The sequence below is a fragment of the Singulisphaera chitinilytica genome (assembly GCF_049331405.1).
Lineage (GTDB): Bacteria > Planctomycetota > Planctomycetia > Isosphaerales > Isosphaeraceae > PoT.
The window spans coordinates 5989516-6003148 of record NZ_CP186274.1 but is presented as its reverse complement, the minus strand read 5'-3'; the positions used below and the strand labels follow the sequence as shown (position 1 = coordinate 6003148).

General features: G+C 66.4%; 9 protein-coding genes. 6 read left to right on the top strand and 3 right to left on the bottom strand.

Features of this window, described 5'->3' with window-relative positions; translation table 11 throughout:
- The first annotated feature begins 135 nt into the window (after positions 1-135).
- From ACOYYX_RS23805 to ACOYYX_RS23790, 4 genes are all read left to right on the top strand, one after another.
- Positions 136-1278, top strand: a complete 1143-nt coding sequence (locus ACOYYX_RS23805; protein WP_422924359.1) for an aldose epimerase family protein — start codon at positions 136-138, stop codon at positions 1276-1278.
- Positions 1279-1588: 310 nt separating this feature from the next.
- Entirely contained in the window at positions 1589-3367 is a 1779-nt protein-coding gene (locus tag ACOYYX_RS23800) for a sodium:solute symporter family protein (RefSeq protein ID WP_422931659.1), read from the top strand.
- Between the two features lie 15 nt (positions 3368-3382).
- Complete coding sequence (locus ACOYYX_RS23795; RefSeq protein WP_422924357.1) at positions 3383-3607, top strand: hypothetical protein; 225 nt, start codon at positions 3383-3385, stop codon at positions 3605-3607.
- Between the two features lie 56 nt (positions 3608-3663).
- Positions 3664-5532 (top strand): glycoside hydrolase family 2 protein, encoded by a 1869-nt coding sequence (locus ACOYYX_RS23790; protein ID WP_422924355.1) that lies wholly within the window; start codon positions 3664-3666, stop codon positions 5530-5532.
- 93 nt (positions 5533-5625) lie between these two features.
- On the opposite strand, the gene ACOYYX_RS23785 is transcribed toward ACOYYX_RS23790, so the two are convergent.
- Both ACOYYX_RS23785 and ACOYYX_RS23780 read right to left on the bottom strand, forming a co-directional pair.
- Positions 5626-6996, bottom strand: coding sequence for a Gfo/Idh/MocA family protein (locus ACOYYX_RS23785; protein WP_422924353.1), 1371 nt, complete (start codon positions 6994-6996; stop codon positions 5626-5628).
- Between the two features lie 58 nt (positions 6997-7054).
- Positions 7055-8119 carry an NAD(P)-dependent oxidoreductase gene (locus ACOYYX_RS23780; protein WP_422924351.1) on the bottom strand — a complete coding sequence of 355 codons (1065 nt, stop codon included), beginning with the start codon at positions 8117-8119 and terminating at the stop codon, positions 7055-7057.
- 517 nt (positions 8120-8636) lie between these two features.
- On the opposite strand from ACOYYX_RS23780, the gene ACOYYX_RS23775 reads away from it, so the two are divergent.
- Complete coding sequence (locus ACOYYX_RS23775; RefSeq protein ID WP_422924349.1) at positions 8637-9599, top strand: hypothetical protein; 963 nt, start codon at positions 8637-8639, stop codon at positions 9597-9599.
- 413 nt (positions 9600-10012) lie between these two features.
- Positions 10013-10510, top strand: a complete 498-nt coding sequence (locus ACOYYX_RS23770) for a hypothetical protein (RefSeq protein WP_422924347.1) — start codon at positions 10013-10015, stop codon at positions 10508-10510.
- 116 nt (positions 10511-10626) lie between these two features.
- Here the strand turns inward: ACOYYX_RS23770 and ACOYYX_RS23765 are convergent, their stop codons facing one another.
- Positions 10627-13584, bottom strand: coding sequence for a sigma-70 family RNA polymerase sigma factor (locus tag ACOYYX_RS23765; RefSeq protein WP_422924346.1), 2958 nt, complete (start codon positions 13582-13584; stop codon positions 10627-10629).
- Positions 13585-13633 lie beyond the last annotated feature (49 nt).

Below are 13633 nucleotides of genomic sequence, written 5' to 3'. Positions count from 1 at the left end.
GTTTCGACGACTTGATGAGACCAGGCAAGGGCCGGGAGCGGTGCCTCGCCTCTCGACCGATGGGATCCTCTCCCCCCTTCGGTCTCCGGGGATGGCCCCAGCATCGATGTGCGACTTACTTACAAGAGGATCTTCATGCCTAAGCGTGTCGCGTTGATCGCCATGGTGGTTCCCTTACTCTGGGCCTCGGCCGGATACAGCGAGGGTGCGGACGGGGACGCCAAGGGACCGCGGAGGATCGATAAGATGGATTTCGGGAAGACGGCGGACGGGACTCCCGTCGAGTTATACGTGCTGAAGAACGGCAAGATGACCGCCAAGGTGATCACCTATGGCGCCATCATCACCGAGCTCCATGTGCCGGACGCCAAGGGCAAGACGACGGACGTCGTGCTCGGCTTCGACCACCTCGAGGGCTACCTGGCCGGGCACCCCTACTTCGGCGCGGCGGTCGGCCGCGTGGCCAACCGGGTCGCCAAGGGGAAGTTCACCCTCGACGGCAAGGAATACTCGCTGGCCGTCAACAACGGCGCGAACTCCCTGCACGGCGGCCTGAAGGGCTTCGACAAGGTCGTCTGGAAGGCCGAGGAAGTCGCCAACCCGGCCGGGCCTTCGCTCAAGCTCACGTACGTCAGCAAGGACGGCGAGGAAGGCTACCCCGGCAACCTCACCGCGACCGTCACCTACACCGTGACGGAGGACGACGCCCTCCGGATCGACTACTCGGCGACCACCGACAAGGCGACGCCGATCAACCTTACGAACCACAGCTACTTCAACCTCGGCGGGCCGGCGTCGGGCAACATCCTCGGGCACGAGCTCTTCCTGACGGCCGACAAGTACACCCCGGCCGACGCCAACTTGATCCCGACCGGCGAGATCAAGCCGGTGCAGGGTACGCCATTCGACTTCACGTCGTCGACCCCCATCGGGGCCCGCTTCTCGCAGCTCAAGGACGACCCGATCGGCTACGACCTCAACTACGTCCTGCCGGCCGGCGGCAAGGAGCCGACCCTGGCCGCCCGCGTCCACGACCCCGAGAGCGGCCGGATCCTCGAGGTCCTGACCACCGAGCCTGGCATCCAGTTCTACACGGGCAACTTCCTCGACGGGACGCTCAAGGGCAAGGGCGGGGTCGTCTACAAGAAGCATCAGGCCTTCTGCCTCGAGGCCCAGCACTTCCCCGACTCGATCAATCAGCCGAACTTCCCCTCGACGGTCCTCAAGCCCGGAGAAACCTACACGCAGACGACGGTCTATCGGTTCCTGGCGCGCTGAGCTGAGCCGCGGCCTTTCGGGCGCCGCGAAGCTGAAGCGATGACGACCTCCCCGCCCTCGGCGAATGCCGGTGGGTCGCCGGACGGCCGGTAAGGGCGGGCGGGTCGAACCCTCGAAGTGCGACGGCGGGCAGGCAACCCTCGCCGTCGATGAGCTTCGGGGCGATCGAAACCCATTCAAAATGAGGGGGAGGGCGCGCCCCTCCTCCCGCACGACCCGGGGCGGCCTGCCTGTCGGCGAGGGCCGTCGCGCGCCTCGGCCGAGGGCCGTGGCGGACCACCAAAGGGAGAGGACGGAAGGCGGATCGATGATGCACCCGACGCTCGCCTGGGTCGACTACCTGATCATGCTGATCTACTTCGCCTTCGTGCTGGGGATCGGCTTCGCGCTCAAGCGCTTTATGAAGACCAGCTCGGACTTCTTCCTCTCGGGCCGATCGATCCCCGCCTGGGTCTGCGGCCTGGCGTTCATCTCGGCCAACCTCGGGGCCCAGGAGGTGATCGGCATGGCGGCGTCGGGGGCCAAGTATGGCATCGCCACCAGCCACTTCTACTGGATCGGCGCCATCCCCGCGATGGTCTTCGTCGGCATCTTCATGATGCCCTTCTACTATGGTTCGAAGGCGCGATCCGTCCCCGAGTACCTCCGCCTCAGGTTCGACGAGAAGACGCGAGGGCTGAACGCGATCACGTTCGCGGTCATGACGATCATGTCGTCGGGCATCTCGATGTACGCGATGGCCAAGCTGATCCAGACCCTGCACATCTTCGACGCCCTCTTCGTCCGCATGGGGATCCCGCTCACCCGGATCTTCGACGTCAGCATCATCGTCTCGGCCCTGATCGTGCTGGGGTACGTCTACCTCGGGGGCCTCACGAGCGCCATCTATAATGAGGTGCTCCAGTTCTTCTTCATCGTCGCGGGGTTCACCCCGCTGGTGCTGCTCGGCCTCAAGGACGTGGGGGGATGGAGCGGCCTCTCCTCGAAGATCGACCCCAAGTTCACGCACGCCTGGGCGGGGATGAGCCACGCGTCGACGAGCCCGCTGGGGGTCGAGTGGTTCGGCCTGACGATGGGGCTCGGCTTCGTCCTCTCGTTCGGCTACTGGTGCACCGACTTCCTCGTAATCCAGCGCGCGATGGCGGCCGACTCGATGCACGCCGCGAGGAAGACCCCGCTGATCGCCGCGATCCCCAAGATGTTCTTCCCGTTCCTGGTGATCCTTCCCGGCCTCATCGCGATCGCCCTGCCGGCCGTCGCGCCGGGGGGCCCGGAGGCCGCCTCCTCGGGCAAGGGGCTGATCCCGGTCAAGCTCGATGTCGAGACCGGCAAGCCGGTCCTGGACCACAACGGCAAGCCCGAGCTCGACTACGACCTCGCGATCCCGAACATGCTCCTGCACTACTTCCCCAGCGGCATGCTCGGCCTCGGCCTCACCGCGCTGCTGGCGAGCTTCATGTCGGGGATGGCCGGCAACATCACGGCCTTCAACACCGTCTGGACCTTCGACATCTACCAGGCCTACATCAAGCCCGAGGCCAGCGACCGGCACTATATGTGGATGGGGCAGTTCGCCACGCTCTTCGGCACGGCGGTCTCGATCGCCGCGGCGTATCTGGCGACCCACTTCAACAACATCATGGACCTGCTCCAGCTCGTCTTCGCCTTCGTCAACGCCCCCCTCTTCGCGACGTTCCTCCTCGGCATGTTCTGGAAGCGGGCGACGGGGGACGGCGCCTTCTTCGGCCTGCTCTCGGGCATCGGCGCCGCGGCGATCCACCACGGCCTGACGATCCCCGCCGGGTCGGTCGCCGGCATCAAAGGGGGGTGGATCACGCTGGTCCACACCTACCCGAGCGAGATGGCCCAGAACTTCTGGGCGGCGATCTTCGCCTGGTCGACCTGCTTCGTGGCGACGTTGGCCGTCAGCCTGGTAACGAAGCCCCACCCCGAATCGGAGCTGGTCGGGCTCGTCTACTCCCTCACGCCGCACTCGGCCAAGGAAGACCTCCCCTGGTATCAGCGGCCGCCGGTCCTGGGCGCGGCGGTCCTGATCGGTGCGGTCGTCCTCAACCTCCTCTTCCGTTGAGAGGCCAAGACAATCATGAGCCTGGATATCCGCCTGCCGATCGGCCTCCTCTTCCTCGTGCTCGGCGTGCTGCTCACGGGCTACGGCCTGGCAAGCGACCCGGCGATCTACAAACGCTCGCTCAACATCAACGTCAACCTCTGGTGGGGCCTGGCCATGCTCGCCTTCGGCGGCGTAATGTTCGCCCTCGGCCGACGCAAAAAGGCCGGAGCCGCGGATAAGGCCTCGGGGCCCGCCTGAATCGGTAAAGACTCGTCGCGAAGTACTCCCCCGAATTTCAAAGGAGTCGTCAAGAAATGCCCTCTTCATGGGTCTGCCGTCGCCGCGAGGCCGCGTCCCTCGCGCTCGCCATCATGACTTTGGGGATCGCCCCGAACGCCCGGGGGGCCGAGCCCTGGAAGCCGGCGAACGCGCCGCTGTCGACGCGATGGGCCAAGGACGTCTCGCCCGAGAAGGTGCTGCCCGACTACCCGAGGCCCCAGCTCGTCCGCAAGGACTGGTCGAGCCTCAACGGGCTCTGGGAGTATGCGATCCGCCCCAAGAGCGAGACCTCCTCGGAGTTCAAGAAGGTGGATGGCCAGATCCTCGTGCCGTTCCCGGTCGAGTCGTCGCTCTCCGGCGTCGGCAAGCGGATCGGGGCGAGCGACAAGCTCTGGTATCGCCGCACGTTCACGATCCCCGAGGCCTGGAAGGACAAGCGCGTCCTGCTCCACTTCGGGGCCGTCGATTGGGAGTCGACCGTCGCCGTGAATGGTAAGGAAATCGGCAGCCACAAGGGGGGTTACGACCCCTTCGGGTTCGACGTCACCGACGCGCTCAAGGATGGCGGTCGAGGCGAACAAGAGCTGGTCGTCTCGGCCTGGGATCCGAGCAGTGACGGCCCCCAGCCTCGCGGCAAGCAGGTGGTCAAGCCGGGGGGGATTTATTACACCCCCACCACCGGCATCTGGCAGACCGTCTGGCTCGAGCCTGTGGCAAAAGCCCACGTGGCGTCGCTCAGCTTCAAGCCCGACGTCGACCGCAGCCTCGTCCGCATCTCGGGCGACGTGACCAGCAACGCGCGAGCGATCGTCACCATCACCGACCCCGAGTCGCACCAGGCCGTCTCGCACACGGTCGACCTCAAGCAGGGGGCCGAGATCGCGATCAAGGAGCCGAAGCTCTGGTCGCCCGACTCTCCCGCCCTCTACTCGGTGAAACTCAAGCTCGAGGGGGATGACGGCGCCCTGGCCGACGAGGTCGAGTCGTACTTCGGCCTGCGCAAGATCTCGCTGGGCAAGGACGCGAAGGGGGTGACGCGGATCCTGCTCAACAACACGTTCGTCTTCCAGTACGGCCCGCTCGATCAGGGGTTCTGGCCCGACGGCCTCTACACGGCGCCCACGGATGAGGCCCTCAAGTACGACCTCGAGATCACCAAGAAGCTCGGCTTCAACATGGTGCGGAAGCACGTGAAGGTCGAGCCCGCGCGCTGGTACGCCTGGTGCGACCGCCTCGGCCTGCTCGTCTGGCAGGACATGCCGAGCGGCGGCGCCGATGCCCGCTGGGATCCGAATGGCAAGTTCGACGGCACCGAGGGGACCCGCGACCAGGCCTCGGCCGACAACTATCGCCGCGAGTGGCGGTCGATCATCGACGCGCTCCGCCACTTCCCGTCGATCGTCATGTGGGTCCCGTTCAACGAAGGCTGGGGGCAGTTCGACACCGTCGCCGTCACCAAATGGACCAAGGAGTACGACCCGACCCGGCTGGTCAACTGCTCCAGCGGCGGCAACGACTTCCCGGTTGGAGACGTGCATGACATCCACGTCTACCCAGGGCCGCGCTCGCCCCAACCCGAGCCCACGCGTGCGGCGGTCCTCGGCGAGTTCGGCGGCCTCGGCCTGCCGCTCGAAGGCCACACCTGGCTCGAGAAGGGGAACTGGGGCTACCGGAGCTTCGGCAACTCGAAGGAGCTGACCGACGCCTACGTCGACCTCCTGTCCAAGGTCACCCCCCTGATCGACTCGCCCGGCCTCTCGGCGGCGATCTACACCCAGACGACCGACGTCGAGGTCGAGGTCAACGGCCTCATGACCTACGACCGCAAGCTCATCAAGCTGGACGAGTCCCGGATCACCGAGGCCGCCCTCAAGATGCGCGGGATCGCCCCCGCCTCGAAGTGATCAAAGGCGCGGTGCAACAACACGGCCGCGGCGGGATACATCTCCCGCCGCGGCCGTTTCGTTTCCTCAGCATCTCATCCACATCTCTCGGGCTCAGGCGTGGCCCCAGGGCTTCCGGTAGGTGTAGTCGAGTAGCTCGTTGGCCTGCTCGTTGTTGGTGATCCGCTCCGACTTGGCGTCCCAGTCGAGCCTCGACTTCGTGGCCAGCGAGATGTTGGCGAGAAGGGCGAAGGTGGTCGAGCGGTGGCCTTCCTCGATATCGCAGTTGGGCAGGGCCCGCGACTTGACGCAGTCGAGGAAGTTCCTGGCGTGCTGGGCGTCGAGGCTGCCGTCGTCGGAGGCGACCGTCGCCGACTTCATCTTCGGCGTGCGGCCCGACCCCTGGAATCCGCCGCCGCGGTCGCCCACGATCTCGTACCCCTTCTCGTCGGCGTAGAGGGTGCCGAGCGTGCCTCGCAATTCGATCTCACCGCGGCGCAACGCGGGGACGCCGCTGGCCTCGTAGATGCTGAAGGTCATGAGCATCCCCGAGGGCATCTCGAAGATGACCTCGGCCGTATCCGGGATCGTCCTCGAGTCGCGCACGGCGTAGACGCCGCCGTGGGCCGAGAGGCTCGTCGGGGCCTGGTCCCCCGTCGCCCAACGCATGGCGTCGAAGTAGTGGACCCCCCAGTTCGCGATCTGCGATGAGTAGAGGTGCCACCAGCGGAACTTGTACGGCATGATGTTCGGGTTGAACGGGCGGTCGGGGCGAGGCCCGAGCCACATCTGCCAGTCGAGCCCCTCGGGCGGGGCCGAGTCGGGGGCGAGGCCGATCCCGTCCGGATCCATGTTCACGGTCCGATACGCGCGGGCGGCCGTGACCTTGCCGATCTTGCCCGACCGCACCACCTCGGCGATCTGCGCAAAGTTCCGCGACGATCGCCGATGGAGCCCGACCTGCACCACGCGGTTGTTCCGCCTCGCGGCCTCGATCATCCTGCGCCCCTCGGCGATCGCGATCGACAAGGGCTTCTCGACATAAACATCTTTACCGGCGTCGCAGGCCATGATCGTCTGGATGGCATGCCAGTGGTCGGGGGTCGCGACGATGACCGCGTCGAGGTCCTTGCGGTCGAGCAGCTCGCGGAAATCCTTGTGGAGGGCAGGGGGGCGTTCCCAGTCGGGCTGCTTGGCGGGGATCCTGCCGCCGAGCGCCTTGAAGCGTGGGTCGACCTGGTCATACCTGTTGTTGAGGTAGGGCTCATACACGTCGCAGAGGGCCACGATCTCGGCATCCTTCTGCTCGCGGAACCCTTGCAGGACCTGACAGCCCCGGTTCCCCACGCCGATGCACCCGACCCTCACGCGCTCGTTGGCGCCGAGGACCCGGCTCTCGCGGGAGGCGGCCGTCAGAGCGCCCCCCGCCAGTGCCGCCTTCAGAGTCGACTTGCCGAAGTCTCGCCGATGCGATGGGCTCTTCATCGTTCACGGATCTCCGAATCGACCAAAGGGGTGCAACGCGTCGTGGGACCGGTCGCGGTCAGGAGGGGTCGGGGAGGCGGAGCCGCTCCCACTTGCTGCGGAACCCGGGGCGCTCGAGCACCTGCGGGTTGACCACGCCACGGGGCAGCCGCCCCTGGGCGAGGTCGAGCATCCCCCTGCAGGCGGCCAGGCCGATGTCCCGGAAGAGCTCCTGGGTCCAGGCGATGCAGTGGGGCGCGAGCAGGACGTTGTCGAACTCGCCGAGTGGATGCGGGCGGATCACCGGCTCCTCGGCGAAGACGTCGATCCCGGCCCCGGCGATCTTCTCGCTCCGCAAGACGTCCATCAGGGCAACTTCGTCCACGATGCCCCCTCGGGCCGTGTTGATCAAGTAGGCTCCGGGTTTCATCAGCGAGAGTTCCCGGATGCCGATCAGGTTGCGAGTCTTCTCGGTCAGGGGGCAGTTGACCGAGACGAAGTCGGAGCGCGTGAGCAACTCGTCGAGCCCGACGAGCTCGATCCCCAGCCTCTGCGCGACAGCCGGGTCGAGGAAAGGGTCGAAGGCCAGCGGGCGCGCCATGCCGAAGCTCGCCACCAGCTCCACGAGCTTCTTGCCGATCCCCCCCAGGCCGATCACGCCGAGGGTCCGGTCGCGCAGCTCGCTCCCCATGAACTGCGAGCGGTCGTTCCAGCGCCCTTCGCGGACGAGGATGTCCTTGGCCCGCACGCGATGCGAGAGCGCGAGCATCCAGGTGATCGTCGCCTCGGCGACCGAGTAGTCGACGGCCCCGGCGGTGATGAAAACGAGGACGTCGGCCTCGGTGCAGGCCGCGACGTCGACGGCGTCGTACCCGACGCCGAACCGGCCGATCGCCAGCAGGTCGGCGGCGTTCGAGACGGTCTTCGTCGTCACGGCGGGGGTCAGCACGATCACCCCCTGCGTCCCCTGGATCTGCTCGGGCGCGATGGCCGGCAGGTGCTCGGCGAAGGGGGAGTGCGTGATGCGGCCCTCGGCCTGAAAGACGCCCAGCCCCAGATCCTCATACCGCGGCGCCCCGTCGGGCCCGTAGAAATCCGCGGTGAGAGCCACGCGGAAATTCCGCGACGCCTGAGACTCGTTCATCGACCCTACTCCTTGATTGAGGCCTCTTGGCCACGCCTCAACGTTGGCGACTTCCGCGACGGTGCCTCGACGAAGTCCGTCGGCGACCGCCCGGCTTCAACCCCGGCGCCGATGCCTCGTCCCCTCGACCCGACCGACCTCGACGGGCCTCGAACCCGCCCGGCATCGGCACGTTCGCCGGCCCCCGACCGAACCCTTACAGGGCGACCCACAGTGCCGGGACCGACTCACGCGAGGGCCGAGTGTATCCCCCTCGGCGGCGTCGAGCAACCGCGCCGCCCTTTCACGAGGCCGGGCCCGAACTCCCCAGCATGTAGAGATGACCCCTGCGGCGCAGAGTTCGAACCTCTCGCCACCAGATGCCATACTCAGTCTTCTTCACATCTTGAATTCCTGGCGAATAGGATTCGTGGGACTCGCGCGGGCGCTTTTCGGCGACTAAGCCGATCCGATAAGCTTGCAGAGGAGGCCTTCGCATCCGGTTCCATGATCTCCGGCCTCAAGCGAGGGTGCGCTCATGTCGACGACGATGCCCGACACGCTCGAAGCCCCGCGCCCGAGGCGATGGATGGAGTGGCTCGGCCGCTTCCGTGTTCGGCTCTTCGGCTCGTCCGAGCGCCCGATGCCGGTCGGCGAAGAGGTCATGCTGGCGACGGTGATGCCGATCCTTTTCCTCTTGCTCGACCCCATCATCTTCAAGTCCTTGTCCGGGGTAGAGCCCGGCTTGCTGGGGCACTACGCCGCGTCCTCCGACCTCGTGATCGCGATTGCGATGGGCAGTTACGGGCTCTGGTTCTGGAAGCGCGAGGGCCTCGGCGTCTGGTGCGCCGCGGTTTCCGGCATGATGTATGCGGGGGCCCTGACCGCGTTCATGATCTCGCTCGTCACCGTCCCCGTCTTCCTCGTTTTCTTCCTCTTCGTCGCGGTGCTCGCATCCCCGTTGCTGCTCGTTTACCTGCCGACTCACTGGATTGGCAAGCTCATCAACAGGACCTTCGTCCGGGCGGCAGACACTCGGCCCGAAGAGGGACCGAGCCACGAGACGAGCTCGGCCGGGTTCATCGCGCAGGAACTGGCCGTGGTTGCCCTGTATCCTTTCATCACGGCGTCCATTTATCTGAGGAACGCGCGATTGGCAGGGCAGGCGGCGAGCCGGCGGATGCGAAGGGCAAGGCTCCTGCTCGCGATGCTCGGGCCCGTGACCCTGATCGTCGTGCCGCTGGGCATCATCCAGGCTAAGGGCATCGTCGTCGCTCGAGCCGGGATTCGCGAGGTGCTCGTAGGCACGACGGATGCCTCGGTCCAGGCCGCAGCGACAAGGCTGAAGCGCTGGAGACTCATCGCCAAACCCTACTCGTTGGAGATCGCGCGGGCCTACGAGAAGGAGACCGATAAGGCTCGACGCGAAAGGCTCGCGAGGGCTTATTTCGAGCTCGTGGGCCTCGACATCGAGCGTGCGCTGAGGCGCCTCAAGGACTGAAGGGCAACGCCCTTCGAACCCTCAAATCCCTTGGTTTTCCCTGGTTCGAGGCTTCAACGAAGCAAGGGGACTCATGGCGACGAAAGCAATGTCCCCCCTCATGCCTCGGTTTTCCCGACGAAATAAGGGGTGCGAGACCCTCCGCGAATCACGCATGCCCACCCATTCGTATGGTAAGCTCTAGGGTGGAAACGTTTCTTCATGTGCTTCAATCGGAGTCGCGCGTCGATTTCGATGCCGTGGGGAGTCAGGATGAAACGCTTCGACGGGTCCTGCCGGACGAATCGAGGAATCGCACACGCATACCTCTTTTTCGCCACGTGTTGTTTGATATATTGACTGGAGACACCGCGCAAGATCGGTAGTCCTGGACCGATCGTCGAGGTTTCCTTTTTGGCAAAGGGTCTGACACCATGGCCGTGAAGAAAGCTGCGGGTGGGAGCAAGAAACAGGAGGCGCCGGCGACCAAGGCGAAGGCCGGCGCGGTGAAGAGCGCGGCGAAGAAGGAGACGGCGCCCAAGAAGTCGACCACGGCAGCCGCCCCGAAGGCAGCCGCCCCGAAGGCGGCACCCAAGGCCGCTGCAACCCCGAAGGCCCCCGCGGCACCCAAGGCCGCCGCCGCACCCAAGGCGACCGTGAAGAAGGCGGCACCCAAGCCGATCAAGCTGTCCGCCAGCCAGACCGAACTCCTCAAGAAGATCGGCGGCACCACGGAGCCCGGCTACGTCGCCGAGAAGAAGGCCGAGCAGAAGACCATCGACGCCCTGCTCGAGCGCAAGCTCGTCAAGAAGGGGTCGAAGAACAAAGAAAAAGGCACATATCACCACCTGATCTCAACGGCCGGCAAGAAGCACCTCGAGACGGCCAGCGCCGCCGAGGCCGCCAAGGCCAGCACCCCCAGCGGGTCCTGAGCCTCAACACCGCCGACTTCTCCGGTCACGAAACAACGACACGCTCCTTCCCGAGATCTTCGGGGGGAGCGTGTCGCGTTTCGAAGGCAGATCCTCGGGCGTTGAGCCGTATTGTGTCAGGGGCGGGCGGCCTCGCCATCGGCTTCCTTCAGGAGCCCCTCGATCGCCTCGGCGAACCTCGGCCCGTCCTGGGGATGGAGGTCCTTGAAGCGGATCCGGCCGCGATGGTCGAGGACCACGAACGTGGGATATCCCGGGATATTCCAGCGCAGGGTGATCGGGCCGGCGTCGTCGGGGTCGTCGCCATCCCACCAGGAACGCCAGGTGATTTCTCTCTTGGCGTGCAGGTCCTTGAGCACATCGCGTTTGTCGCTCGTGTTCACGCCGAGGACCACGAACGGCCTCCCCCGATACTGGTCGACGATCTCGCGCAGGCGAGGGTAGAGGACCCGGCATCCGCCGCAATGCTCGTGGCTGCCGAAGTCGAGCAGCACGACCTTGCCCCGGAACTCCGAGAGGGTCATGCGCCGGCCCTCGACGTCCTCCCCCTCGATCTCTGGGGCGACCTCGCCGACTCCGAGGCTGCGGATGTCCTCAAGCTCTCGATCGGCCACGGTGGCGATCGTCTCGTCGCTCACGACCATGCCGTTGAGTTGCTTCACGTCACCGTACTCCGCCTTGACCTTCTCGAGGATCGCCTCGGCCTCTCGATCGAGTTCACGCGGCCCTTTCCGCTCGAGCCAGGCAAGAAACGAGGGGGCCCACATCAGCACCTCGGGCCGCTTCGCCGGGTCCGCCCCGCTCGCGGCGAACCCCTCGGCGAGGTCGGCCTGGGCCTTGAGGTGACGCGCCAGCGCGAGCCCCGAGCGACCCCGAGCCTCCCTTGATTGCGCCCGCTCGTAGAGGGTTCGCAAGAGCCGGTCGATGTGGGGCGAGGGCATCGATCCGCCGGAGCCGAACCCCTCGGCGACCCTCCTCGACGCGAGGTTCTCGCCGATCCAGTCGAGGTGATCTTGGATCAAGACATCAACCACTTTCCCGACCATCTCCGCGCGCTCCTCGCGGGCGTCGAAGAAGGGTATGTGGTTGCGGAGCAGCCAGAAGAGGGCGTCCATCCCCGCCGGGCTGTTGGGCGCCGACTCCGCGATCTCCCACATGCCCGGCCCGTAATCGGCCCATTTCGGCGCGGCGGCGACGTAGGCCTTGAACCCCTCGGCGTTCGTGCCGACCGCGCTCATGGCGGCGTCCGCCTTCTTCTGCTGGGCGCGGAAGCCCTCGGAGAGTTCCTTGAAACGCCCCTCGGCGCCGAACTTCAAGGGCCCCGGCCGTCGCCCCTGGAGGACGATGTCGCGGAGGGTCTCGCGCGTCGGCTGCTTGTCGATCCGCACATAGGGGACGTCGGCATACTCGGCGAGGATCCGGTCCCCGAGCTGTCGCGACTCCTGCCGGAGCTTCGCGACGTCGACCGTCCGCAGTTCCTCGAGATACTTCGGCGAGCGTTTGGCGTAGTTCTTTTCCACGTCGCGGCGGAAGGTCCCGGAGTCATCATGATTGACCTTGGCGAACTCGCGGCGGAAGGGCTCGGGCATGAGCGGGAGTTCATCCAGGTCGAGGGGGACATGCGGCTTCTGGATCATCGTCGCCATCAGGGCCTTCATCCGGAGCGACTCGGCGAGGGCCAGGGTTGCCTGTCCCCTGACGACACGGTTGGAACCTTCCGCGGCCAGTTCCCGCAGGAGGGCTTCACGGCGGAGCGATGGGCTCAGCACGAATTGGAGGCACAATGGCCCGAGCCTCGGGTCGTCCCCGTGATCGCGGCGGACCGCCAGAAGCGCCCGGTTGACGGTATCGCCGAAGGGGTGTTCCTCGGAGTCCCAGGCGCCCAGGCTCTTGTCGAGGACCCAGAACAAGGAATCGGCCGCCACCGGATCTCGAGGGTATCGCTCCGCCAAGGCGACGAACAGCGGCGTATAGTCTTTGGGAAATGGCCCGAGGCGCTCATAGAGCTTGGAGACTTCCTCTGGAGACTTGGCCTTGCTCGCAGCCTCCTGGTAAACCTTGATCGCGTCGTCGTACCGCTTGACCAACGCGCGATACTGCTCAGCCGGCGGCAATTCCTCGGGGCTCACCTTATCCTCGTCCTCGCTCGTTGTTGTCCGGGCCTCTCCACTGGAAGAAGAGGCAAGCACGCCGCCGACGCCAAGGCCGGCGCCCACACTCAGGGTCAGTAGCACCGTCGCCGCGATCATCAGCCCTTTGATCTTCGTCCACAGCATGGCCTGAATGACTCCTTCCGCCAAGGCGATCGCCGAGGCCGACACGGCCCCGGCCCTGGGGAGAGAGCCGCCGGTTGCGAACGTCAACGCGGCGCGGGCGACCGCCGCAACGAGGGCCTCGGGCAAGGCCGCCGGGGCGGCCTCGGGCGCGAGCGATGCGCCAAACGCGACGACCGCGGGAGCCAGCCCTCGACGGGTCAGCCGCTCCCGGAGCAGGTCGCGAGCCCTTGCCCAGTGACGCCGGAGCGTGCGGTCGGAGCAGCCGAGCCTTTGCGCGGCGTCCTCCTGCGAGAGCCCCTCGAAGGCGCAGAGCACGACGACGAGGCGGCAGATCTCCGGGAGGCGCGAGACCTCCTCGAGGATGACCTCGCCGTCGCGATCATATGATGGCTCGAGCACAGCATCCGAGACCGCCAGCGCGGCCGAGGCCTCGTGCTTCCGCCGGCGCGCCGATCGGACCCTGAGCTTTCGCGAGGCCTGATACGCCGTGCCGTAGAGCCAGTTCGCCAATCGTTCCGGGCTCCGGATGGCCCCGGCCTTCCTCGCCAGGATGAGGAAGGTCGCCTGGAAAGCATCGTCCGCGTCGGGCGACGCGTCGAGCAGCCGGCGACAGACCTTGCGGACCATCGGCCCGTGCCGCGCCACGAGCGCGGCGAATGCGGCCTCCGAGGCGTCGTCGCGGCGAGCCGCGAAGCGCTCGAGCAGCATCCCATCCGAAAGTCCCGCCACCGTCCCCGCCCCGATCAAGGTTCGCCAGGAATCGGGACCGGGACTCGTCCTCGCCCCCACGTCTCTCATGCGCATGTCCTTCCTCAACGCCTCTCTCCTACTGTACTGCCCGGAGGAG

Excerpts from the sequence above, each read along its gene's own strand:
- ACOYYX_RS23805 (WP_422924359.1), top strand. The coding sequence starts at position 136 with ATGCCTAAGCGTGTCGCGTTGATCGCCATGGTGGTTCCCTTACTCTGG.
- ACOYYX_RS23800 (WP_422931659.1), top strand. The coding sequence starts at position 1,589 with ATGCACCCGACGCTCGCCTGGGTCGACTACCTGATCATGCTGATCTAC.
- ACOYYX_RS23795 (WP_422924357.1), top strand. The coding sequence starts at position 3,383 with ATGAGCCTGGATATCCGCCTGCCGATCGGCCTCCTCTTCCTCGTGCTC.
- ACOYYX_RS23790 (WP_422924355.1), top strand. The coding sequence starts at position 3,664 with ATGCCCTCTTCATGGGTCTGCCGTCGCCGCGAGGCCGCGTCCCTCGCG.
- ACOYYX_RS23785 (WP_422924353.1), bottom strand. The coding sequence starts at position 6,996 with ATGAAGAGCCCATCGCATCGGCGAGACTTCGGCAAGTCGACTCTGAAG.
- ACOYYX_RS23780 (WP_422924351.1), bottom strand. The coding sequence starts at position 8,119 with ATGAACGAGTCTCAGGCGTCGCGGAATTTCCGCGTGGCTCTCACCGCG.
- ACOYYX_RS23775 (WP_422924349.1), top strand. The coding sequence starts at position 8,637 with ATGTCGACGACGATGCCCGACACGCTCGAAGCCCCGCGCCCGAGGCGA.
- ACOYYX_RS23770 (WP_422924347.1), top strand. The coding sequence starts at position 10,013 with ATGGCCGTGAAGAAAGCTGCGGGTGGGAGCAAGAAACAGGAGGCGCCG.
- ACOYYX_RS23765 (WP_422924346.1), bottom strand. The coding sequence starts at position 13,584 with ATGAGAGACGTGGGGGCGAGGACGAGTCCCGGTCCCGATTCCTGGCGA.